The following is a 21,344-nucleotide window of genomic DNA, read 5'->3' as shown; positions in this document are numbered from 1 at the left end:
CGCTTGAGACGAGGGCGGCCGCTGCCTGTCGGCGGCGGCCGCCCTAGTCTGAAGGCATGAGAATCGTCATCACGGGGGCCAGCGGCAAGGCCGGGCAGGCCACCCTGCGCCACTTCACCGACAACACCGACCACGACATCGTGGCCACGGATCTCGCACCGCGCCCCTCCTGGTACGACGGCCGCTTCTTCAAGGCGGACCTGACGCAGGTGGGTGAGGCCATGGACCTCCTCGTCGACGCCGACGCGGTCATCCACCTGGCCAACATCCCGGCAGACAACATCCACACCGACACCCACACGCTCAACCAGAACCTGCTGATGAACACCAACGTGTTCATGGCGGCCTGGAAGCTGCGGCTGAAGCGCATCGTGTGGGCCTCCAGCGAAACCACCCTCGGGCTGCCGTTCGACGAGGTGCGCTATGTCCCCGTTGACGAGGACCACTACCCGCTGCCGAACTCGACGTACTCGCTCAGCAAGGTGATGACGGAGACGATGGGCGCCGAGGTCGCCCGGTGGGCGGGCATCCCGGTGATCGCGCTGCGGTTGTCGAACATCTTCACGGTGGACGACTACGCCATGCAGCCGTCGTTCGCGAAGGATCCTGAGGCGCGCCGCTGGAACCTGTTCGGCTACGTCGACGCCCGCGACGTCGCCCAGTCCTGTGAGGACGCGCTCACCGCGGACCTCACGGGCGCGCACTCCTTCGTGATCGCCGCCGACGACATCATCCTCGACATGCCCACGCGCGACGCCCTCAAGGCGATCCACCCGGACCTGACGGTGCCGGACGAGGTGGCGGAGTTCGGCACGTTGCTCAGCAACCGGGCCGCCGCCGAGAAGCTGGGGTGGCGTCCGCGGCACTCTTGGCGCGACGTCGTGGCCTGAGCCATCGGCGGCTACTTCTCGATGGCCAGCTTCTCGTCGACGGCGGGGAGGTAGTACAGCGCCAGCGAGTCGAGGATGCGCTTGACCTGCGCGAGCGATGCCTGGCGTTCCCCCTCCGTGGTGGCTCCGGCGGCGAGCCTGGCAGCCTTGCCCGCGCGGCGCGCATCCGCGCGGGCGTGTTCCGGGAAATGGCTGAGTCCCAGACGTTCGGCGTTGGCCTGCGCCACGTTGAACGTCAGTTCCACCTCGGTGGCGCGTTCGTCCAGTTCGTCGGTGGAGGTGAGATCCGTGACGTCGTCGAACGCCACCAACGCCGCCTCAAACTCGGCCGTGGCCGGCACCTTCGGGTCGAAGAGCGCCGGCGACTCGATGCGGTATGCGATGTCGCCGCGCAGGCCCAGGTAGGCGTCGCGGATCGCGTCGACGCGTTGGTAGGCGAGGCCGCGCCGGTCCGAGCCGGGCGTCGGCGGAACCCACAACTTGCCCGCCTCGCGCGTCAGCGCATAGGCGTGAATCGTCCCCGTCGTCAGGCCCAGACGGTCCGGCGCAAGGAAGGTGAGCCGGCCGCCCTTCCAGAGCCGCCGCACGCCCATGGCGGCCGCGCCGGCGATCATGAACGACAGGTACAGAAACGACATCGGGTTCGAGTTCAGGCTGGTCAGGACCATGAACACGGTGGTCACGAGGGCGCTGGCCAGCAGGGCGGCGATGTTGCGCGGCGAGAACAGCTGGTCCTCGTGCCAGATCACGGCAGGCAGCACCATCGCCCGGGCACCGGGGCCCTCCAGGAGGGAGGTCGCCTGGGCGCCCAGGGACTCGCCGGGCTTCACGTCACGCTCGAACCGCTCGCCGTTGGGCCGCTGGATGCGCAGCTTGATCTTCTCTTTCTGTCCCCGCCGCGCGTCGACGACGACGGCCTCGTCGTCGTTGTAGAGCAGCACCGCGCCGGGCGCGAAGCCGTCCCACGTGGTGTCGGGCGGGACCTGTTGCCAGGTGGCGTACATCAGGAGGCCCGCCTTCCGGGGAGTTGCGGCGGCGTGCTGCCCGTGATCGCCCGGCGCGCCTCTGACCCTGTCGGCAGGTAGTAGAGCGCCAACTCGTCCAGGATCTCGACGGCGCGGCGGAGCGCGGTCTCCCGCTCCGGCGCGGGTGCCGCTTCATCGACGGCGAGCCTGGCGGCCTTGAGCGCCGTGGTCGCTCGGAACTGGGCCGCCTGCGGCAGGTGCGCCATCCCGATCCGCTCGGCGTTCGCCCGTGCGGCGGCGAAGGTTGCCCGCACGCGGCGGGCGAGCTCGCGCCGCTCGTCATCGCCGGCCACGCCGTCGTTGTTGTCCCATTGCAGCAGTGCGAGGGTGAACTCCTTCGACGTGGGCTCGTGGGGGTCGAAGAGGGCGGGGAACTCGATGCGGTAGACGATGTCACTGAGCAGCCGTCCGTACTCCTCCTTGACGTCGTCGACCTCGATCTCCTCGGGCAGCGCCGGCAGGGGGAAGTCGATGGCCCTGACGTCGCCGTCGCCGGTCTCCACGGACCAGTCGCGATACCGGCGGCCCTTCTTGAAGGCGTCCTGGGCGACGATGATGATGGTGATGCCGAGCGCGAGGAACACGAAGCGGAGGAGGCCGAAGGCGTCGCCGACGCCGCCCAGTCCGGCCAGCGCGATCCCCACCACCCACGGCAGGTAGGACAGGAAGGTCTGCGCCGGCCGCAGTTTGGCCGTGACCTCGCCGCCCTCCACCTGGAAGGCCCGGAGCGGGCGGGCGGCCGACACGGTGGCCACGGCCTGCCTCAGGGTGCGCTCCCCGCGCACGCCCTCGAAGTCTGTCTTGCGGCCGTCCGGCAGGTACGCGGTGAGCGTGTGGGTGCCGCCCTGGGAGGTCCTGCGGATGATGCTCCGGCCGGCCTCCGTCTCCACGAGGAGGAGGCTGCCCAGCGCTGAAACAGGGCAGTCGAGGGAGATCTCCACCATGTCCACTCCTCGACGATACCGATGGCCGAGAGCCTTGCGCGCGAAGAAGTCAGCGGAGGTCGCGGCGCGCGAACAGGGGAAGCCCTGCCAGGACCAAAGCGACGGCGGCGACCAGGAGCCACGTCGGCTGCCACCACGCCATGCCCACCTCGATGGGGGCGCCGTACAGGTAGGCGCGGAACGGCGACCACCATCCCCACTCCTCCCGGCCCGCCGCCATGAGCAGCGTGTAGCCGAAGTACGTCACGATGGCCACGCCCGTGGTGCCCCAGACGACGAGGCCGGGGCGACCCGTGGCCGCGGACAACAGCAGCGCGAAGCCGCCGAAGGCCCATCCGAGGCAGGCCATCAGGAAGCAGGCGGTCGCGACGTTGGCGAGTTCCACCTCGAGCCCGCCCAGCGCGTTGCCCGCCCACAGGCCGAGGAACAGCCCGACGCTGACCACCAGCACGTAGCCGGCCATGACCGCAGCGGTGGTCCAGTAGACGCGGGAGCGCGAGACGGGGGTGGCGAGCAGTCCCGCGAGCCGCCCGGCGTGCTCCTCCCCCGCGATGCCGGCCGAGGCGGCTGCCGTGGCCAGCAGGATCACGGCGATGGGAGCCATCATGCCCATCGTTTCGATGTGGAGGAACCCGGCGGGGGTGGACATGTTGCCACCGCCGAACATCGCCACCATCGCCTCGGGGAAGCTCGCGGCGAACTGGTTGAGGTCAGCCTCCATCGACGAGTACAACGGGCCCATCACGAGGCCCATCAGCGCGCCCATGATGAACGTCACCGTGATCAGCAGCGTGCGCTGTGAGGCGAAGCGCAGACCCAGGAGGGACTGGCCCCGACCGGTGGGGCGCACCAGTTTCCCGACGACCGGGAGCCCGTGGAGCCGCTGCTTCAGCGAGGCGCCACCCTCATGCAGGCGGATCTCACGCCGTGCGAACCCGAGGACCCCCACCGCGACCAGAACCACGGTCCCACCGAGCAGTAGGGCGAGGTGTCCGCCGTCGACGCCGTTGACCAGCGGCTTCGAGCCGTTGAACCAGGTCCACGGCACCCACTCCGCCGAGCCCTCACGCCACAGGGGCAGCAGCCCCGCGCCGAGCCACCCCAGCACCATGACCCCGGCTGCGATCGCGGCCGCCAGAGACTTGCGGCCCGTCAGCGCGCCGACGGCGAACGCGACGGCCGCGTGGAACACGGTGTTGGCCCCGAGGTGGGTCATGAGGGCACCGAGATCGGATTGGCCGATGTCGATGCCGAGGGCCAGCGGCGCCAGCGCGCCGGCCGCCCAGATCACGACCGTCGCGGCCACGAGGAGCAGCACCATGGCCACCGCCCTGCTCAGGGCGTAGGCCGTGCGCGACACGGGCGCGGCCAGCACCAGGGGCAGCGTCGGGTTGCCCTCTTCGCCGGCCACGGCCTGGGCCCCGATCGCGATGCCGACGCCTGCCAGTGCCATCGCGCCGATGGCCCCGAGCATCTCGTTGTAGGCGAGCACGGACGCGTCCGCCTCCACGGGGACACCCATCACGCTGCGGACGGCTTCCGGGAGCGCCTCGTAGATGCTCAGGTCGATGTCCTGGTAGACGATCAGCCCGAACACCAGCATCGCGGCGACGACTGCGGCGGCGGTCGTCAGGCCCCGCCACCCGTCGGCCAGGCCCTTGCGGAGGACCGCGGTGCTCACTTCGCGTCCTTGTAGTAGGCCAGGAAGATCTCCTCGAGGTCGGCATCGTTGGTGCGGAGGTCGCGCAGGGTGGTGAGGCCGGTGACGGCCCCGAGCAGCGCGGACATGTCGCCGTTGAAGTCGACGACCGCGCGCCCCGGCCTCAGTTCCACGTCGCGCACGCCGTCGATCCGGCGGAGGAAACCCTCCTCGAGCTCGCCGTCGAAATCCAGCTCGATACGGCGCATCTGCATGGCGCGCAGCGCAGCGACCTCCTCCACCGCGACGAGGCGACCTTGACGGATGATGCCCACCCTGTCCGCCACGCGCTCCACCTCTGACAGGGTGTGCGACGACAGGAAGACGCTGCGGCCGTCGTCGGCGACCTCGCGCATCATGGCCCAGAACTCGTGCTGCACGAGGGGGTCGAGGCCGGCGTTGGGTTCGTCGAGCAGCAGCAGTTCGGGCTTGTGCATGAACGTGGCGATCAGGCCGATCTTCTGCCGGTTGCCGCTGGAGAGTTCCCCGACGCGCTTGTCGAGGGTGGCCTTGAGGCGCTCCACGAGTTGGTCGACGTAGCGCCAGTCGACTCCCCCGCGGAGATTGGCGAAGAACTTCAGGGTGTCCCGCCCTGTCATCGCCGGCCACAGCGCCAGGTCCGCCGGGAGATAGCCCAGCCGGTTGCGGTGGGCCACCTCGCGAGGGGCGGCACCCAGCACCGCGGCCGAGCCCGACGTCGCGTTGAGCTCGCCCATCAGCACGCGGATGGTGGTGGACTTCCCGGCGCCGTTCGGGCCGAGGAAACCGAAGACCTCCCCCTGCCGCACGTCGAGATCGAGGTCCACCAGCGCGGGGAAGGACCCGTAGTGCTTGGTGAGCTGCCGCGTCTGGATGGGGATCATGCGTCCTCCTCGGACAGTTGATCGATGGCCGCGAGGTACTGCTCACGGACCGCGGGTTGCAGGAGGCCGCCGAAGACCTCCAGGTGGACGCTCAGGTAGCGCGCGAAGCCGGGCTGGGTGGAGGGGTCTGCGCTGCGCAGGTCGATGCCGAAGTGCCGGCTCAGGTGGTTGTGCAGGCTGAGCGAGCCCAACCCGAACATCGTCAGCAGGACGGCCCGGGCGCGCTCATCGTCGGTGGGTGTGAGCAGCCCGGCCTGGACGCCTGCGTCGAGGTAGCCCTCGGCGTCGTCGATCATCGCGTCGACGAGGTGGTTGATGCCCTCGGAATCGTCGGTGAGGCGCATGGCGAGGTAGCCCATGACGTGCTCGGAGCCGGTGGCCCGGAGCGCGGCCAGCGCGTCGAACCCGGCGCCCTGGGCGATGGCGTCCTCTTTGCCGTAGCGCACGAGATCCGCGACGTGTTGGTCACAGGCGTGCAGGAGCTGCCCCATGGAGCCGAAGTGGTGGCGGATGAGACCCAGCGACACACCGGCCAGGTCGGCGACGGCGCGCGCGGTCGCGGCCTTCACCCCCGATTCCGCGACGATCTCGATACACGCGTCGCGCAGTTTGGCACTCGTCGTCCGGTCATCAATCACGATACAAGCGTATAACTACCTATACGCTTGTACAAGGCGTCGCCCAGCGACGACGTACCGCCAGAAGCCGCCGCTGCTGAGGTTGCCGTGCACCAGCAGCAGCGGCGTGCCGTCCATCGGACCTGCCGTCCACACGTTCTGGGTGAGGCGGTTGGTCCGGATCCGCTGCGGGGTCAGTTCGTTCATGGCAGGGCTCCTCGTCGTTGGGGGTGGGCCGCTGCCGCCAATCCTGACACCGCGTTCAGGTTGCTGTAGAGGGTGCGTCACCGGCTCCTGACACAATGGGTCCGTGACAGACAAGAGCTTCTACGACCGCGTGGGCGGCTACGGGACTTTCCAGCAACTCGTGCACGAGTTCTACAAGGGTGTCGCCGATGACGCCCCGCTGCGGGAGCTCTACCCCGAAGCGGACCTGGGCCCGGCGGAGGACCGGTTGAGGATGTTCCTCGAGCAGTACTGGGGCGGCCCGAAGACCTACCAGGAGCAGCGCGGCCACCCGAGGCTGCGGATGCGGCACCTGGAGTTCGCCGTCACCCCGCTGCAGCGCGACCGCTGGGTGCACCACATGATGAACGCCTGCGACACGCTGGATCTCGCCCCGGAGGACGACGCCGCCCTGCGCGACTACCTGGTGCGGGCGGCGGAGTTCATGATCAACGCCCACGACTGACCCGGCAGCCTCCCCCGAGGCCGCCGGCTCAGGGCGTCAGTCTGCCTGCTCCGCGGCGATCCGCTCGTGGTGGCGCACCACCTCGCTGACGATGAACGTCAGGAACTTCTCCGCCAGCTCAGGATCCAGCTCCGCGCTCTCCGCGAGCGCACGGAGCCGGGCGATCTGTTGGGCCTCGCGGCCCGGGTCTGCCGGCGGCAGCCCCGCGCTCGCCTTGAGCTCTCCCACCCGCTGGGTCACCTTGAAACGCTCAGCCAGCAGGTGGATGAGGGCGGAGTCCATGTTGTCGATGCTGCCGCGCAGGCGCTTCAGCTCGTGGAGGGCTTCGTCCATGGGGATCCCCATCGTCAGAGCAGGATGAGTTCGATGCGCTGGAACGACTTGAGGTCCGTGTAACCGGTCAGCGCCATGGCCTTGCGGAGACCGCCAGCCAGGTTCATCGTGCCGTCCGGAACCCGCGACGGGCCGAGCACGACCTCTTCGAGGGTGCCGACCTGCTCGAAGAAGGAGCGCTCGCCACGCGGCAACGAGGCGTGCCAGGCCTCGGAACCCCAGTGCCAGCCGCGGCCGGGGGCCTCGGTGGCGCGAGCCAGCGGCGAGCCGACCATCACGGCGTCGGCACCACAGGCGATGGCCTTGGCGATGTCGCCGGAACGCCCGACGGCGCCGTCGGCGATGATGTGCACGTAGCGGCCGCCGGACTCCTCGAGGTAGTCACGACGGGCCTCCGCCACGTCTGCCACCGCAGAGGCCATGGGCACCTGGATGCCCAGCACCGACGCGGTGGTGTGCGTGGCGCCGCCGCCGAAGCCGACGAGGACGCCGGCCGCACCGGAACGCATGAGGTGAAGACCCGCACGGTAGGTGGCCACCCCACCGACGAGCACCGGGGTGTCGAAGCGGTAGATGAAGTCCTTGAGATTGAGGGTGTCCTCGCCGCCGACGTGCTCCGCAGAGACGGTGGTGCCGCGGATCACGAAGAAGTCCATGCCGGCCTTCTCGATGATGGGCGCGAACTCCTGCGTGCGGGCGGGCGACAGCGACCCGGCCACCGGAACCCCGGCGTCGCGGATCTCGGCCAGGCGATCGCGGATGAGCTCCGCCTTCACCGGCTCGGCGTAGATCTCCTGCAGCCGCTTGGTGGCGGTGACCTGATCCGACTGCTGGGTGATCAGTTCATACTGGGCCTGCGGATCCTCATAGCGGGTCCAGAGACCCTCCAGGTTCAGCACGCCCAGGCCGCCGAGCTGCCCCATGCGGATGGCCGCTGCCGGCGACATCACCGAGTCCATGGGGGCGGCCACGATCGGCACGTCGAAGCTGACGGCGTCGATCTTCCAGGAGAGGTCCACCTCCTCGTCGCTGCGGGTGCGACGCGTGGGCGCGATGGCGACGTCGTCGAAGCTGTAGGCGCGGGAGGCGCGCTTGGAACGCTCAAGCTCGTACATGTGGTTGTTTATACCTGTTCTCTTCCTAGCGCGACGAGTAGTTCGGCGCTTCGGCGGTCATCTGGATGTCATGTGGGTGCGATTCGCGCAGGCCGGCGGCCGTGATCCGCACGAAGCGGCCCCTGTCCTGGAGCTCGGCGATGGTGCCCGCTCCGGAGTAGAACATGGACTGCCGCAGGCCACCCACCAGTTGGTAGGCCACGGCGGCCAGCGGACCGCGGTAGGCGACCTGTCCCTCGATGCCTTCGGGGATGAGCTTGTCGTCGGCGGTGACGTCGCCCTGGAAGTAGCGGTCCTTCGAATAGGAGGCCTTGCGCCCGCGGGCGGCCATGGCGCCCAGCGAACCCATGCCGCGGTAGCTCTTGTACTGCTTGCCGTTGATGAACACCAGCTCGCCGGGGCTCTCGGCGCAGCCGGCCAGGAGCGAACCGAGCATGACGCTGGAGGCGCCGGCCACGATGGCCTTGGCGATGTCGCCGGAGTACTGGAGGCCGCCGTCGCCGATGACCGGCACACCGGCCGGCCTGGCGGCACGGGCCGCGTCGTAGATGGCGGTGACCTGGGGCACGCCCACGCCTGCCACCACGCGGGTGGTGCAGATGGAGCCGGGGCCGACGCCCACCTTCACGGCGTCTGCACCGGCCTCGACGAGGGCCTTGGCTCCGGCGTAGGTGGCGACGTTGCCGCCGATGATGTCGACGTCAGCGGCGAGGGGTTCTGCCTTGAGGCGGCGGATCATGTCCACGACGCCGCGGCTGTGGCCGTGCGCGGTGTCGACGACGATGGCGTCGACGCCCTTCTCCACCAGCGCCATGGCGCGGTCCCAGGAGTCGCCGAAGAAGCCGACGGCGGCGCCGACGCGCAGGCGGCCGGAGTCGTCCTTGGCGGCGTGGGGGTACTTGTCAGCCTTGACGAAGTCCTTGAGGGTGATGAGCCCCTTGAGCTTGCCCTGGCCGTCGACGATGGGCAGCTTCTCGATCTTGTGCCTGGCCATGAGGCCGATGGCCTCGTCGTTGGTCACGCCGACGTGGGCGGTGACCAGCGGCATCTTCGTCATGACCTCGCCCACCTTGCGGGAGGCGTCGTCCTCGAAGCGCATGTCGCGGTTGGTGATGATGCCCAGGAGCGTGCCGTCGGAATCCACCACGGGCGTGCCGGAGATGCGGAACTGGGCGCAGAGGTCGTCGACCTCCCCGAGGGTGGCGTCGGGACCGACGGTGATGGGTTCAGACACCATGCCGGCCTCCGAGCGCTTCACCTGGTCAACCATGTGCGCCTGGTCCTCGATGCTGAGGTTGCGGTGCAGGATGCCGATGCCACCCTCGCGCGCCATGGCGATGGCCAGGCGGGATTCGGTGACGGTGTCCATCGCAGCGGAGGCGAGCGGCACGTTGAGCCTGATGCGACGGGTCAGCTGGGTGCCGGTGTCCACCTGCGAGGGGATGATGTCTGATTGGTTGGGCTGAAGGAGCACATCGTCATAGGTGAGCCCCAGCACGCCGAACGGCGCGGGCACCCCCGATCCAGTCAGTTCCTCGGACACTTGGTCACCCTTCGGTCGCGGCCATTCGAGGCCTCAGTCTACGCCGCCGCCTGAGGCCGGGCTAACCGGTGGCCGAGCGGCGGACGGCTCCGGAAATGACGAACCCCGCCAGACAGGGGGACGCCTGGCGGGGTTCTCAGTGTGCTGTGGGTCAGGCCCGCTCGGCTTTCAGCCGACCGAACTCGGTCCAGATCTCAGCACAGTCTTCGCGGCCCTCTTCGAGATGCTCGAGGTCGAAGAGGGTGGGGTCGGTCTTGTCGAGGAAGTCGCGCAGGTGCTGGTCCGAGAACCCGGCCTCCGCAGCGTCGGTGCGGGTGGAGGCGTAGTAGCACTTCTCCACGCCGGCCCACATCATCACGGCCACGCACATGGGGCAGGGCTCACACGTGGCGTACATGGTCGAGCCGCTGAGGTCGAGCGTGTTCAACGTGGCGCAGGCCTCGCGGACCGCGACGAGCTCGGCGTGGCCCGAGGGGTCCATCTCCTTGAGCACGGTGTTGCCGACGGCGGCGATGACTTCGCCGCTCTTGTCGACGAGGGTGGCGCCGAACGGTCCGCCGGTGCCCTCACGCATGCCTTCCATGGTGGCTTCGACGGCGAGCTTGAAGTATTCGTCCATGAGGAACGCCTTTGTCTGTGGGGACGATCAGTTGGTGGTGGTGCGGGGACGGACGAGCAGGTAGCCCACGAACCCGATGATGAGGCCGCAGAAGAAGGCCCAGTTGTTGATGGTGGCCAGCAGTTCGACGCCGCTGAAGAGCTTCCCGGACATGGTCACGACGAAGCTGACGACCAGCACGCCGATCGCGCGCCAGTTGACGCCGCCCGGGTACGCGCCGTCCGCACCGGGGGCGGTGTAGATGTTGTCGAGGTTCAGGACGCGCTTGCGCTCGAGGTAGTAGCTGGCGAGCATGATGCCGGCGATGGGGCCGAACATCGAGCCGATGAAGCTGTAGAAGAGGTAGAGCATCGTGGTGTTCTCCACGAACTGCCAGGGCAGGATCAGCGTGCCGACGACGGCGGCGAGGAGGCCGCCGGTCTTCACGGTGAACCACTTGGGCAGCTGGGCCGTCATCTGCAGCCCGGAGGGCAGCATGTTGCCGAACACGACGAAGGCGGTGGCGCCGACGTTCATGGCCAGGATCAGCAGGATGACGATGAAGGGGTTGCCGATCGAGTTGATGGCGTCGACGAAGACCGTGGGCTTGTTGACGTCGATCTCACCGCCGCTGACGGCGTACAGGCTGGCCATGAACGACACCGTCACGATGGCGAACAGGATGTAGGACACGATCATGCCGATGGGGAACCCCAGGCGTGGCGCGCGCTGGTTGGCGGCGGTGCGCGAGATGTCGGCGATGTTGACGATCGGGCCGGCCCAGTTGGACACGAGCATCGAGACGCAGGTGACGAAGCCGACGACGGTGACCGGTTCGGTGATCGGGTCGAGCGCGAGCACGTCGCCGACGCCGCCGGCGTTGCTGATCGCGATGATGACACCGACGACCATCAGGATCCAGACGGCGGGCGAGGCCCAGTCGGAGAACTTGCCGATGAACTTCTGGCCGGCGAGGTAGAGCACCACGGTGACGACCCACATCACGACGTAGCTGATCAGCGTCGGGATGGGGAGGCCGAGCACGTCCGCTCCCCCACCGAGGTTCAGGAAGCCCGGGAAGAGCCGCTCGAACACGACGTCGAGGGCCTGGGCCGAGGACACAGTGGTGAGGCCGAAGAAGACGAAGCCGGCGATGAGGCCACGCAGCAGTGCCGGGAACACGGCGCCCTTGACGCCGAAGGTGTCGCGGATGAGCATCGCGAACGGCACACCGTACTTGGCGGCCGCGTGGCCGTTGAGGACGTAGCCGATCGACACGATGACCGCCGCCGTCATGATGGCCCCGATGACCTGCCAGGCGGACAGGCCGAAGGCGAAGAAACCGACGACAGTGAAGTAGCTGAGGATGTTGTGGATGGGCCCCATCCACACCGTCGCGAAGTTGCGGATACCCCAGGTGCGGTCCTTGCGGCGCACCGGCAGCACCTCCTCCGAGTAGCCGCGCGACGCGTACTCGGCGAAGGTCTCGTCCGAGATCTCCACTACGTCAGCAGCGTCAACAGAGAGCGTTGACATGATGTTTCCCCTTTCAAGGGTGGACGGTGGGCAACCCTGCCCACCGATTGTGGTGAGGTTCAGAACTTCTCGGCCAGTGCGAGAGTTGCCGTGTGGAACGCCTCGAGCGGCGGGTAGGTGATGCCTGCACCGATCATGCCGATGCCGGCGTCCTTGTGCGCGATGGCGGTGTTGATGACGGGCAGGATGCCCGTGTCCTCCACCTTGCGCACGTCGATGGCGCTGGCGATCCCACGGAAGTCCAGCAGCGGGATCGTGATGTTCGGGTTGGTCCCGGTGGTGATGTCCATCATGGTCTTCGAGTAGCCGATGGCCTCGGAGACGGTGCCGCCCACCAGGGGGACGATCGCCGGGGCTGCGGCCATGGCGAAGCCGCCGATGCCGTAGGTCTCGGTGATCGCGGAGTCGCCGATGTCGAGGCCGGAGTCCTCCACCGTGTAACCGGCGAACAGCGGGCCGACGACACGCTGGGCCGGCCCGGTGAACCAGGTGTTGCCGCCGATGCCGGAGACCCGGATGCCGAACTCCACGCCGTTGCGGCACATCGTGGTCACGACGGTGGAGTCCGGAATGTTGCGCGCCGCGTCCATGGCGGCCTTGGAGGTGGCCATCCAGGTGGGGCCCGAGAAGTAGTCGGAACTGAGCACGAAGTTGAAGACGTCCTGCTTGTCCTTCGTCGAGAAGCCCGACTCGAGGATGTGCGGCGTCAGGGCCTGGATGAGCAGCGCGGTCCCGGCGTTGTTGCGGTTGTGGGCCTCGTCGCCCATGTGGATGGCCTGGGCCAGCATCATGCGCAGGTCGATCTCCTTGGCCGACACCATGGCGTCGCGGAGGATCGGGCCGAACACGTCACGCATCCAGTTGAGGCGGTCGATGACGCTCTGGTCGTTGGCGCCCATCCGAAGGATCTTGGCGAGCTGCTCGGACAGGTTGGTGTAGGCGTAGTTGCCGTAGGGGCGGTTCTCCACCACGTGCATGAACATCGATGCGGAGGTGACGCCGGCCATGGAACCCACCGCGTTGTGCTCGTGGCAGGGGCTGAAGTCGATCTCTCCCGAGAGCGCCAACTCATAGGCCTCGTCGAGGTCCTTGGCGAGGCCCTCGAACACCAGCGCGCCGGTGACGGCGCCCCTCATGGCGCCGGCCATGCGCTGGAACTCGATGGGCGGGCCGGCGTGCAGGATGGTCTTCTTCGTCATGCCGGGCACCACGTCGAGGGCCTGACCGAAGCCCACCAGCATGGGCTGGGAGGTGACGATGCGTTCCAGCGCGATGGCGTTGGCGGCCTCGATGCGCTCGGCGTTGGCGGGATCAGCCAGCTTGGTCAGCGCGGCGATCACGTCGGGCCGGCCGCCACCGGGCGGGGTCCAGTCGAGGTGCGTGACGCGGGCGCCCTGGGTGGTGATGTCGTCGGCGAACATCTCGGCCCCGACGTTGACGACCGACAGCGGGTTGGTCAGGAGGTCTGCGATGCTCATCAGTTGTTGCCCTTCTTGACGAATTCGCGGGCGAGGAGCCCGGTGTTGGTGGAAGACGATGCCCACGTGACGCCCGCGTCCGTGAGCTGGTTGACCTGCGAGTCGAAGTCCTGTGGGTCGCCCTCGGTGCCGAGCACGAAGGCGAGGACCTCGAGGTGGCGCCCTTCAGCGGCAGCCTGCTGCTTGGCCTGCTTGATGGCGGGCAGCATCACGCCGACGGGGTCGGGGTTGGCGCCGTAGCCCAGGACGAAGTCGAGCACGATGACGCCGGTCTCCGGGTCAGCGGCCTCCTCCAGGAAGCGCTGGATACGGTTGGACGGATCGATCATGGGGTGCGGCTTGCCGTTGGTGAACTCGTCCGAGCCGAAGTCGAGGAAGGTGTGGCCCTTCGACGTGTCGCCGGCCCCGAGGTGGAACTCACCGGAGCGCAGGTTGGAGTAGACGTCGTCGAAGTCCTCCAGAGCGAGGAACATGGCCTCGTCGCAGAGCGTGCCCCCGGCGAAGATGCCGCGGATGTAGCGCTGCTCGGGAGCGAGCTTGCCGCGGACCTCCTCGATGAGGGGCCAGTTGAGGGGGTGGAGGTTCATGGTGCTGGTGTCGACGCCGCTGGCCTCGAGGGCGGCGATGACGGCGGGCTTGGTGCGGTTGTACGCCTTGACGCCCTTGTCCTCGGCCTCGTCCAGGAGTTCCTGTGGGGCGCCGAGGAAGCACACGACGGCGGGCTTCTTCGAGGCGGCGAGCGCGTCGATGACCTTGCTCGCCACGGAGTGTGCCGGCGGCTTGGACACGACGACGAGCACGTCGGTGCCCGGGTCCGCGTCCAGCGCGGCGATGCCGTCGAGCATCATGATGCCGCCGATCTCCTCGGAGAGGTCGCGGCCGCCGGTGCCGATGAGGTGGCTGATGCCGCCGCCGAAGGCGTGCAGGCGCACGCTCATCTCCTGGCTGCCGGTGCCGGAGGCACCGACGATGCCGATGTGCCCGCGACGTACCTCGTTGGCGAAGCAGAGACCGACGCCGCCGAGGATGGCGGTGCCACAGTCCGGTCCCATCATGAGCAGGCCCCTGTCGTGCGCCTTGCGCTTGAGGGACAGTTCGTCCTCGATGGAGACGTTGTCGGAGAACATCAGCACGCTGAGCCCGGCGTCGAGCGCTGCGTGCGCCTGGTTCGCGGCGAACGCGCCGTTCACGGAGATCACTGCGAGATTCGCGTCCTTGCGGCCACCGGCGGCGCCCTTGAGGGTGCGGTAGGTGATCTCGGACTCCTCGTCGCCGCGGGGTTTGCGGACGAGCAGTTCCTGGACCTGGCCCATGACCTCATCGGTGTCGACGCCGTCGTCGGTGATGGCGATGAGGATGAGGTCACCGGGAGTGGCTTCGGCGACCTCCCCGCTCAGCAGACCGAGACCCTCCAGCACCTCCTTGTTCATGGGGGTGCCCATGGCGGTGAAGGCCTGCTGCACACCCGGCAGCGCGTTGGCCTTCGTCGAGACCGACATGAGTGAGACCGAGTCGATGTAGGTGTTCTTCTTGATGAGCGTCGTTGTTGTCGTCATCGATGACCTCTTTCAGTGAGTTCCAGGGCGGCGACGAGTCCGCCCACAATGTGCAGTCCTGAGGAGTGCCCGACCGCGAGGCATTGGTTGGTGGCCGCGGTGATGCGGTCGGTGTCGCCCGCGCCGAGCGCATCGACGAGGTGGTGGAGGACGCTGGTCGCGCGGCCGTCGAGGGCCGCGGTCAGCATCGTGAGGCTGATGTCGTTGGTGGCCGCGGCGTGCTCCGCGACGGCGGAGCGCAGCCACCGCAGGGCCGCGTCGCGACCCGTGACGTGGCAGCCGATGATGAAGCCCGCGAGGAGGTCGTCACCGGCCGGGGTGAGACCGGGACCGAGGCCGATGAGGCCCGCTGCCGCGATCTTGGTGGTGGTGAAGTCGCCGCCGCTCACCGCTGTCTGGAGTCGCACCGCGTGCGTGGCGATCCGCCCCTCTGCCGCGCGCTCGAACGGGTCCGTCGCGTTGGTGACGGGCAGGTGCGCCCGCACCACCTCGACCGCGCTGCGCGTGATCCGCAACGGCCAGCGGGCGGAATTCCAGGTGGTGGCGTTCCTGAGGTCGACGGAGGCGAGATCCACCTCATCTCCGACGGCGAGCTTGAGTGTTGCTGCCGACGGCATGTCCAGTACAGCGGTGCGCGGTCCCACCGGCACCGTCGCGGCGGCGAGGGTCCAGAGGCCGGAGGCGTCGATCATGTTGACGGTGCGCGCGAAGACCGAGTGGACTCGCGCACGCGGGCGGTTGGCGGCCCAGGAGGTGAACTCCCGGTCAGCCACGAGCGCCCTCATCACGGTCATGTCAGGCGCCTGCTGCTACGAGGAGCTCGGCGATCTCGGTGAAGCCCATCTTCTCGGCGTGCTGCAGCGGGGTTACGCCCCACTGGTCGACCATCTTCGGGTCCGCGCCCGCGTCGAGGAGGATCTTCACGATCTCCTGCTGCGTGGGGCCACCGTCACGGAGGATGATCGCCTCCAGCAGCGGTGTCCAGCCACAGATGTTGGTGTGGTTGACGTTGACGTCGGTCTCCTCGGCAAGGTAGCGCGTGAGTTCCACGAATCCCTTCTCCGCGGAGGGGTGGATGCCCACTCCCCCGAACCGGGTGACCAGCTCGAGGTCGGTCCCGGCCTCCACCATGCGGCGCGCCAAGGTCAGGTCGTTGTTGATGCAGGCCCACAGGAACGGGTTGAGGGAGATGCGGTTCTGGGCGTTGATATCGGCCCCGGCCTCGATCAGCACCTCGAGCGCCTCGGTGTTGCCTGCGCTCGCCGCGATCAGCACCGCGGAGGAACGGGCCTGCGCTCCGGTCGCCGTCGCGTTGGGGTCAGCCCCGCCTGCGAGCTGTGCGCGAACCTCGTCGGCGGCGGCACCGGCCACCATGTCCGGCCATGCGGTGTGAGTCATCTTTCCTGCCTGTTCTCCGGGCGTCTCTGCCTTCTTAAACCCTCTGGCATATGGTATACCATATACATGAGGATCTTGGTAGCCCTAGGGGGCAACGCAATGACCGGCCCCGGAGAATCCGTCCGGGCCGATCACCAGATCGCTGCCGTCGAGGCGGCGGCGGAACAGATCGCAGCTCTGGCCCACGACGGCCACCAGGTGCTGATCTCCCACGGAAACGGCCCGCAGGTGGGCAACATCCTGGCCAAGAACGACCTGGCCGCCTACGTGCTGACCCCCGTCCCCCTGGACTGGTGTGTCGCCAATACGCAGGGCTCGATAGGCTTCATCCTGCTCAACGCCTTGGACCGTGCACTGGCGCACCGTCAGATCGACATGTTGCCCGCCGTCGTCGTCACCCGTGCGCTCGTCGCTGCGGATGACCCGGCGTTCGACAAGCCCACCAAGCCCGTCGGGCGTTACGTGGACGAGGCGACGGCAGAGCGCCTGAGCCACTTCGGCCAGATGCTCAGCGAGATCGAGCCCGGACGCTGGCGCCGGCTCGTGCCCAGCCCCGAACCGATCGAGATCCTCGACGCGCCGGCGATCGACGCGCTGCTGAAGGCCGGCCTGCTCGTCGTGGCCGGCGGCGGTGGCGGAATCCCCGTCACACGCGACGCCGAAGGCGTGCTGCACGGCGTCGAGGCCGTCATCGACAAGGACCTGGCCAGCGTGCTGCTGGCCCGCCGGCTGGGCGCCGATGCCCTCGTGCTGGCCACCAACGTGGACAATGCCTGGGTCAACTGGGGCAAGGACTACGCGGCCCCGCTCGGTGAGGTGAGCCTGGAGGAGATCCGCCGCCACGAGGCCGAGGGGCAGTTCGGCGCCGGTTCCATGGGCCCGAAGGTCGCGGCGATCCGCCGCTTCGTCGAACAGGGTGGGCCCATGGGCGTCATCACCGCGCTGGACAAGATCGGCGCTGCCCTCGAGGGCAAGGCCGGAACCGTCCTCCGCTCCTGACCCGCGTCAGGCTTCTGTGTCGCCGAAGAGGAGCGTGTGGGCGAGCCGCAGTGAGGTCCCCACATGCACTTCGGCGAGCGCCCGCGCCTTGGCCCTGTCCCCCGACACGATGGCCTGGGCGATCTCGAAGTGCTCGCCGCAGATGGCGGCCGGGTCGTCATTCTGCTTGAACAACCAGTTTAACCGGTTGCGCAGCGGTTCCAGCATCGACGCCATGAGCGAGTTGTGCGTCATCTGGACCAGCACCTCGTGGAACTCCGCGTTGTACCGGCGCACCAGGTCGCGGTTACCCGACTTCAGTGCGGACTGTTCCTTCTCGACGACGCGCAGCAGGCGGGCTCGTTCCGCTTCGCTGCCGTGCTTGAGTGCAAGCTCGACCTCCTGCACCTCGAGGGCCTCGCGCAGCTCGAAGATCTCCCGCAGGTCCTCCGGGACCAGTTCAGTGACCACCGCACCGCGGCGGGGCTGCAGGGTGATGAAGCCCTCCGTCGACAACCCGGCCAGCGCCTCGCGCACCGGGATGCGCGAAATGCCCAGTTCCTCGGAGAGGTCGCGCTCCTTGATCCGGTACCCGGGCTGGTAGGCGCCGGTGGTGATGCGGTCGCGGATGACGTCGCGCGCACGCTCGGCCAGGGAGCGTTGCGTCTGGCCGAGATTGTCGTCGCGCCTGGTGGTCATCGCCCGATTATGGCACTACCTTGTCCGCTTGCGCTGTTCCAGGATGAGCGAATAGCGGCAGATCAAGCGCTGCCTCCCGCCAACCCAGATCTGCCACTGTCGCCTGGGCGGGGGCCGGGCCGGCCGTGAGGTAGTCGTAGAGGCCGCGTTCCACCGGCTCGTCGAGGCGCAGGTGCATCGTGACGACGGACAACCTGTCGTCCGTGGGCATCGTCTCCTGCCGCGCATTGTGCGGGCTCACGGTGCCGAGATACAGGAAGTCGCGACCCTCGGCGTCGTCACGCTTGACGAACAGGTGCAGTTCCACGCTGTGCTCGACGATGCGGCGCACCTCCCGGCTGCCCAGATGCAGCCTGCTGCGGGTGAACCATCGCAAAGTGGATTCGTCGAGGAACTCATCGCCGTAGGCCACGGAGGACTCCACCTCGTCGCCCTTGTGGTAGGTCACGAAAATGGGGCAGGTGCGGGAGAACTCGTCCACCTTGTAGCCGTAGAGCGTGGCCGTCTCGTCGCCGCGGAAATTGAGCAGCCGGCAGGCGTCCTTGCGCGAGTAGCGCCTGCCCGGGCGCAGCGTCTGCGCCCAGCCGTGCCGGTGACGGGCGAGGAAGAGGCCCGTGTCGATGACGTCGGTGGCCTGCGCCCGGAAATCGGGGTTGGCCCATTCGTCGCGGAATTCGGGGCTCAGTTCCAGTCCGCCGTCACTCTCGACCGCGAGCGGATGGTAGCTGGGCTTCGTCTTCGCCGGGAAGAACCCGAGAGTCAACATGCTGACGGCGCTGCGCACCACCTCGGGCGTGCTGGTGCAGTCTCGTGCGCGCAAGCGCTCGACGATGTCGGCCCCGGTGAGCCGGCCCTCCTCCAGCAGCGCCCGGAGCACCACAAGTTCGTGGGGCCGCTTCCCATTGAGCAGCTCGACCGTGAGCAGGTTGAGCAGTCTGGTCTGGCGGGGCGTGGGGCCCTGCACGTTGGCGAACTTGGCCGACAGCTGCCAGTAGTTCTTCTCCTTGGTGCCCAGCACCACCGGATCCGCAGTGTCGAACCGCGCGAAGTCCAGGAGCTTCGGCTCTCCCCCGACCCTGTTGCGCATCTCTGTGTAGGCCTTCTTCAGGGCCACCATCGAATCAAGCTTGACCTGGGCGATGGCCTTGAAGACCTGATCGCGGGCGATGGCGTCGAAGTTGACGCTGGACAGCCCGGCGATGGAGCCGGCCTCCTCGGCCTCGATGAGATTCTGCCGCACCGAATCCTTCGACAGGCTGGAGTCGCCGAACAACGCCACCGGTACCAGGTAGTTGTTGGCGTAATTGCCGATGAGATCGATGACGACGAGGTAGTCCTTGCCTGCAGCCTTGCGCAGGCCACGCCCCAGTTGCTGGGTGAACACGATGGCCGACTGGGTCTGGCGCAGCATCACCACCTGATTGATGGCAGGGATGTCGATGCCCTCGTTGAAGATGTCGACGGTGAGGAGGTAGTCGAGGTCGCCCCGTTCCAACCGTGCGACCGCGTCCTCTCTGGCCCGCACCGAGTCCATGCCGGACAGGGACATCGTGCGCAGTCTGCGGCCTCGCAGGGTGCGCCCGTTGAGGACCTGGGACAGCTGCCTGGCCTCCTCGTTGCGGGAGCAGAAGATGAGGCCGCGTACCGGGATCCCCGCCTGCCCGTAGCGCTCCACTGCGGCGAGCACGTGGTCGACGCGTTCGCGGTCCACGAGGCGGGCGAGGCTGGTCGTGTCGTCGATGACCTCACCGTCGCCGGTGACGTAGTCGGTGACCCCGTAGTAGTGGAACGGGGCCAGCATGTCGGCCTCCAGCGCCTTCTGCAGCCTGATCTCGTAGGCCACGTTGTAGTGGAACAGCTCGAAGATGTTGAAACCGTCGGTGCGCTCCGGGGTGGCGGTCATGCCCAGCAGGAAGGCCGGGGTGAGATGCTCGATGATGCGGCGGTAGCTGTCGGCGCCGGCCCGGTGCACCTCGTCGATGAGGACGTAGTCGAAGGCATCCGGGGCGATGTCACCCAGGGCGTTGGACAGCGACTGGACGGTGGCGAACACGTAGCGGCGATCCACCTCGCGGCGGCCGCCGGCCAATTTGCCGATGTCGCTGGCGGGGGCGCCCAGGACCCGGCGGAACTCAGCGATGGCCTTGTCCAGGATCTGTTCCCGGTGCACCACGAACAGCATGCGTTGCGGTTGGGCCGTTCGCACATCGAGGGCCGCGAGGATCGTCTTGCCCGTGCCCGTGGCGGACACGACGAGGCCGCGCTTCTCCCCCCGGGCCCGCACCAGATCGATCTCGGCCAGCGCCTCCACCTGCATGGAGTTGGCGACGACCATGACGGCAGCGCCGGCCCCAACGGCGGGGGCCTGGTGCGGGGTGCTCGGAGCGGCGGGCGGCCGCCAGGTCTTACGGTAGGCCTCTACCCAGGCGCGGGTGAGGGGCACCGCGCGGGCACGCTGCCTGTCGACGGCGGCTTCGAGTTGGTGCACGATGTCACCGTCCGCCAACGCTGAGAAGCGCAGGTTCCATTCGTGGTTGCGCAGCAGGGCTGACTCGGTGAGGTTGGAACTGCCCACGATGGCCGTCGAGCTGTGCTCCTGACGGAACACATAGCCCTTCGCATGGAATCCCTCCGAGGCACCGTCCAGCAGCAGCACTTCGATGCGCGGCAGGTTGAGCAGTTCGTCAAAGGCGGCCGGCGAGTTGAAGCCCAGGTACGTCGAGGTGATGATCGTGCCCGCGCCCGAGAAGTCGAGCAGCGCCTGTTTCAGCGCGGCGATGGCACCCGGGGTGACGAAAGCGACGGAGAACACGAAGCTGTCGGCGCGGCGCAGCTCGTGGCGGATCGTCCGCAGCATGGTGTCGCGGCCTTCGTTCACGATCAGCCGGGGGTGGTGGAGGCGGGGTGAGGTCTGCGTGCGGTCGACGAAACCGAACGTCAGGTCGCGGCCAAAGCCCGCTGTCAGCTCCATCGGTCGCGGGCCGCGAAGATCAGTTCGGCGGCCGGGACGTCAGCCGGTGCCCACTCCAGCTCGGCCAGCTCATGGGCGTCCACCCAGCGCAGCTCGGAGTGCTCAGTCGGCTCAGGTTCACCGTCGACGATCCGGCACCAGTAGGTGCTCAGGTCCACGAGCCCGAACGAGTACTGGTATTCGGTGCGGGTGAGGAAGTCGCCCACCTCGACGGTGCAGCCCAGCTCCTCGTCGATCTCGCGGCGCAGCGTCTCCTGCGGCGTCTCGCCGGGCTCGATCTTCCCACCGGGGAACTCCCAGAGCCCGGGCAGTGACATGGAGTCGCTCCGGCGCGCCGCCAGAATGCGTCCGTCCCGCACCGAAACCGCGCCAACCACAGTGATCCGCTTGCCCACTTCGCCACCCTCCCA

Annotated in this window: 21 protein-coding genes; 3 read left to right on the top strand and 18 right to left on the bottom strand. The window is 68.2% G+C overall.

The genetic code is table 11. The features are described 5' to 3' along the window. Positions 1-56 precede the first annotated feature (56 nt). The gene (locus ACX1DX_RS14995; protein ID WP_459397221.1) at positions 57-890 is read left to right on the top strand and encodes an NAD-dependent epimerase/dehydratase family protein; all 834 of its coding nucleotides are present in this window, start codon (positions 57-59) and stop codon (positions 888-890) included. A gap of 11 nt (positions 891-901) precedes the next feature. On the opposite strand, the gene ACX1DX_RS14990 is transcribed toward ACX1DX_RS14995, so the two are convergent. From ACX1DX_RS14990 to ACX1DX_RS14965, 6 genes are read right to left on the bottom strand one after another with little or no spacing between them, the layout of a single operon-like run. Beyond that, positions 902-1,894, bottom strand: coding sequence for a hypothetical protein (locus ACX1DX_RS14990; RefSeq protein ID WP_459397220.1), 993 nt, complete (start codon positions 1,892-1,894; stop codon positions 902-904). Next, entirely contained in the window at positions 1,894-2,859 is a 966-nt protein-coding gene (locus ACX1DX_RS14985) for a hypothetical protein (RefSeq protein WP_459397219.1), read from the bottom strand. The genes ACX1DX_RS14990 and ACX1DX_RS14985 overlap by 1 nt, the downstream gene beginning before the upstream one ends. A 49-nt stretch (positions 2,860-2,908) precedes the next feature. Beyond that, positions 2,909-4,540: an efflux permease Rv1217c-related protein gene (locus ACX1DX_RS14980; RefSeq protein ID WP_459397218.1), complete on the bottom strand. Its 1,632-nt coding sequence runs from the start codon at positions 4,538-4,540 to the stop codon at positions 2,909-2,911. Beyond that, positions 4,537-5,421, bottom strand: a complete 885-nt coding sequence (locus ACX1DX_RS14975) for an ABC transporter ATP-binding protein (RefSeq protein ID WP_459397217.1) — start codon at positions 5,419-5,421, stop codon at positions 4,537-4,539. The genes ACX1DX_RS14980 and ACX1DX_RS14975 overlap by 4 nt, the downstream gene beginning before the upstream one ends. Beyond that, positions 5,418-6,059: a TetR/AcrR family transcriptional regulator gene (locus ACX1DX_RS14970; protein ID WP_459397216.1), complete on the bottom strand. Its 642-nt coding sequence runs from the start codon at positions 6,057-6,059 to the stop codon at positions 5,418-5,420. Before ACX1DX_RS14970 ends, ACX1DX_RS14975 begins: the two co-directional genes overlap by 4 nt. Before the next feature lie 15 nt (positions 6,060-6,074). Further along, positions 6,075-6,245, bottom strand: a complete 171-nt coding sequence (locus ACX1DX_RS14965) for an alpha/beta fold hydrolase (protein ID WP_459397215.1) — start codon at positions 6,243-6,245, stop codon at positions 6,075-6,077. A 103-nt stretch (positions 6,246-6,348) separates the two neighbouring features. Between ACX1DX_RS14965 and ACX1DX_RS14960 the strand changes: the two genes are divergently transcribed. Beyond that, positions 6,349-6,729: a globin gene (locus tag ACX1DX_RS14960; protein WP_182764572.1), complete on the top strand. Its 381-nt coding sequence runs from the start codon at positions 6,349-6,351 to the stop codon at positions 6,727-6,729. Positions 6,730-6,765: 36 nt separating this feature from the next. Here the strand turns inward: ACX1DX_RS14960 and ACX1DX_RS14955 are convergent, their stop codons facing one another. The 9 genes from ACX1DX_RS14955 to ACX1DX_RS14915 form a co-directional block, all read right to left on the bottom strand. After that, positions 6,766-7,062: a chorismate mutase gene (locus ACX1DX_RS14955; protein WP_459397214.1), complete on the bottom strand. Its 297-nt coding sequence runs from the start codon at positions 7,060-7,062 to the stop codon at positions 6,766-6,768. Between the two features lie 14 nt (positions 7,063-7,076). Then, positions 7,077-8,177 (bottom strand): GuaB3 family IMP dehydrogenase-related protein, encoded by a 1,101-nt coding sequence (locus ACX1DX_RS14950; protein ID WP_182764573.1) that lies wholly within the window; start codon positions 8,175-8,177, stop codon positions 7,077-7,079. Positions 8,178-8,202: 25 nt separating this feature from the next. Further along, positions 8,203-9,708 (bottom strand): IMP dehydrogenase, encoded by a 1,506-nt coding sequence (gene guaB, locus ACX1DX_RS14945; RefSeq protein ID WP_209455252.1) that lies wholly within the window; start codon positions 9,706-9,708, stop codon positions 8,203-8,205. A gap of 163 nt (positions 9,709-9,871) precedes the next feature. Next, positions 9,872-10,339, bottom strand: a complete 468-nt coding sequence (locus ACX1DX_RS14940; protein ID WP_459397213.1) for a nucleoside deaminase — start codon at positions 10,337-10,339, stop codon at positions 9,872-9,874. Between the two features lie 27 nt (positions 10,340-10,366). After that, complete coding sequence (locus ACX1DX_RS14935; RefSeq protein WP_182764576.1) at positions 10,367-11,854, bottom strand: cytosine permease; 1,488 nt, start codon at positions 11,852-11,854, stop codon at positions 10,367-10,369. A gap of 59 nt (positions 11,855-11,913) precedes the next feature. Further along, on the bottom strand, positions 11,914-13,332 hold the full coding sequence (locus tag ACX1DX_RS14930; protein ID WP_459397212.1) for a YlbE family protein: 1,419 nt from the start codon (positions 13,330-13,332) through the stop codon (positions 11,914-11,916). Next, on the bottom strand, positions 13,332-14,888 hold the full coding sequence (gene fdrA / locus ACX1DX_RS14925; protein ID WP_459397211.1) for an acyl-CoA synthetase FdrA: 1,557 nt from the start codon (positions 14,886-14,888) through the stop codon (positions 13,332-13,334). The genes ACX1DX_RS14930 and fdrA overlap by 1 nt, the downstream gene beginning before the upstream one ends. Continuing rightward, positions 14,885-15,682 (bottom strand): oxamate carbamoyltransferase subunit AllH family protein, encoded by a 798-nt coding sequence (locus tag ACX1DX_RS14920; protein WP_459397210.1) that lies wholly within the window; start codon positions 15,680-15,682, stop codon positions 14,885-14,887. Before ACX1DX_RS14920 ends, fdrA begins: the two co-directional genes overlap by 4 nt. 1 nt (position 15,683) lies before the next feature. Continuing rightward, positions 15,684-16,286 (bottom strand): ankyrin repeat domain-containing protein, encoded by a 603-nt coding sequence (locus ACX1DX_RS14915; RefSeq protein ID WP_459397209.1) that lies wholly within the window; start codon positions 16,284-16,286, stop codon positions 15,684-15,686. A gap of 66 nt (positions 16,287-16,352) precedes the next feature. On the opposite strand from ACX1DX_RS14915, the gene ACX1DX_RS14910 reads away from it, so the two are divergent. Continuing rightward, a complete protein-coding gene (locus ACX1DX_RS14910; protein ID WP_459397208.1) occupies positions 16,353-17,285 on the top strand; it encodes a carbamate kinase in 933 nt (310 codons plus the stop codon). A gap of 6 nt (positions 17,286-17,291) precedes the next feature. Here the strand turns inward: ACX1DX_RS14910 and ACX1DX_RS14905 are convergent, their stop codons facing one another. Genes ACX1DX_RS14905 through ACX1DX_RS14895 form a run of 3 tightly spaced genes read right to left on the bottom strand, consistent with a single transcriptional unit; the run spans position 17,292 to position 21,311 of the window. Further along, complete coding sequence (locus tag ACX1DX_RS14905) at positions 17,292-17,963, bottom strand: GntR family transcriptional regulator (protein WP_459397207.1); 672 nt, start codon at positions 17,961-17,963, stop codon at positions 17,292-17,294. A 7-nt stretch (positions 17,964-17,970) separates the two neighbouring features. Continuing rightward, positions 17,971-20,934: a DEAD/DEAH box helicase gene (locus ACX1DX_RS14900; protein ID WP_459397206.1), complete on the bottom strand. Its 2,964-nt coding sequence runs from the start codon at positions 20,932-20,934 to the stop codon at positions 17,971-17,973. After that, a complete protein-coding gene (locus ACX1DX_RS14895) occupies positions 20,925-21,311 on the bottom strand; it encodes a (deoxy)nucleoside triphosphate pyrophosphohydrolase (protein ID WP_459398228.1) in 387 nt (128 codons plus the stop codon). The genes ACX1DX_RS14900 and ACX1DX_RS14895 overlap by 10 nt, the downstream gene beginning before the upstream one ends. Positions 21,312-21,344: the final 33 nt, after the last annotated feature.

The sequence above is a fragment of the Tessaracoccus zhenghani genome (assembly GCF_054552775.1).
The sequence above is the reverse complement of the archived record's forward strand: the minus strand, read 5'-3'. Positions and strand labels throughout refer to the sequence as shown.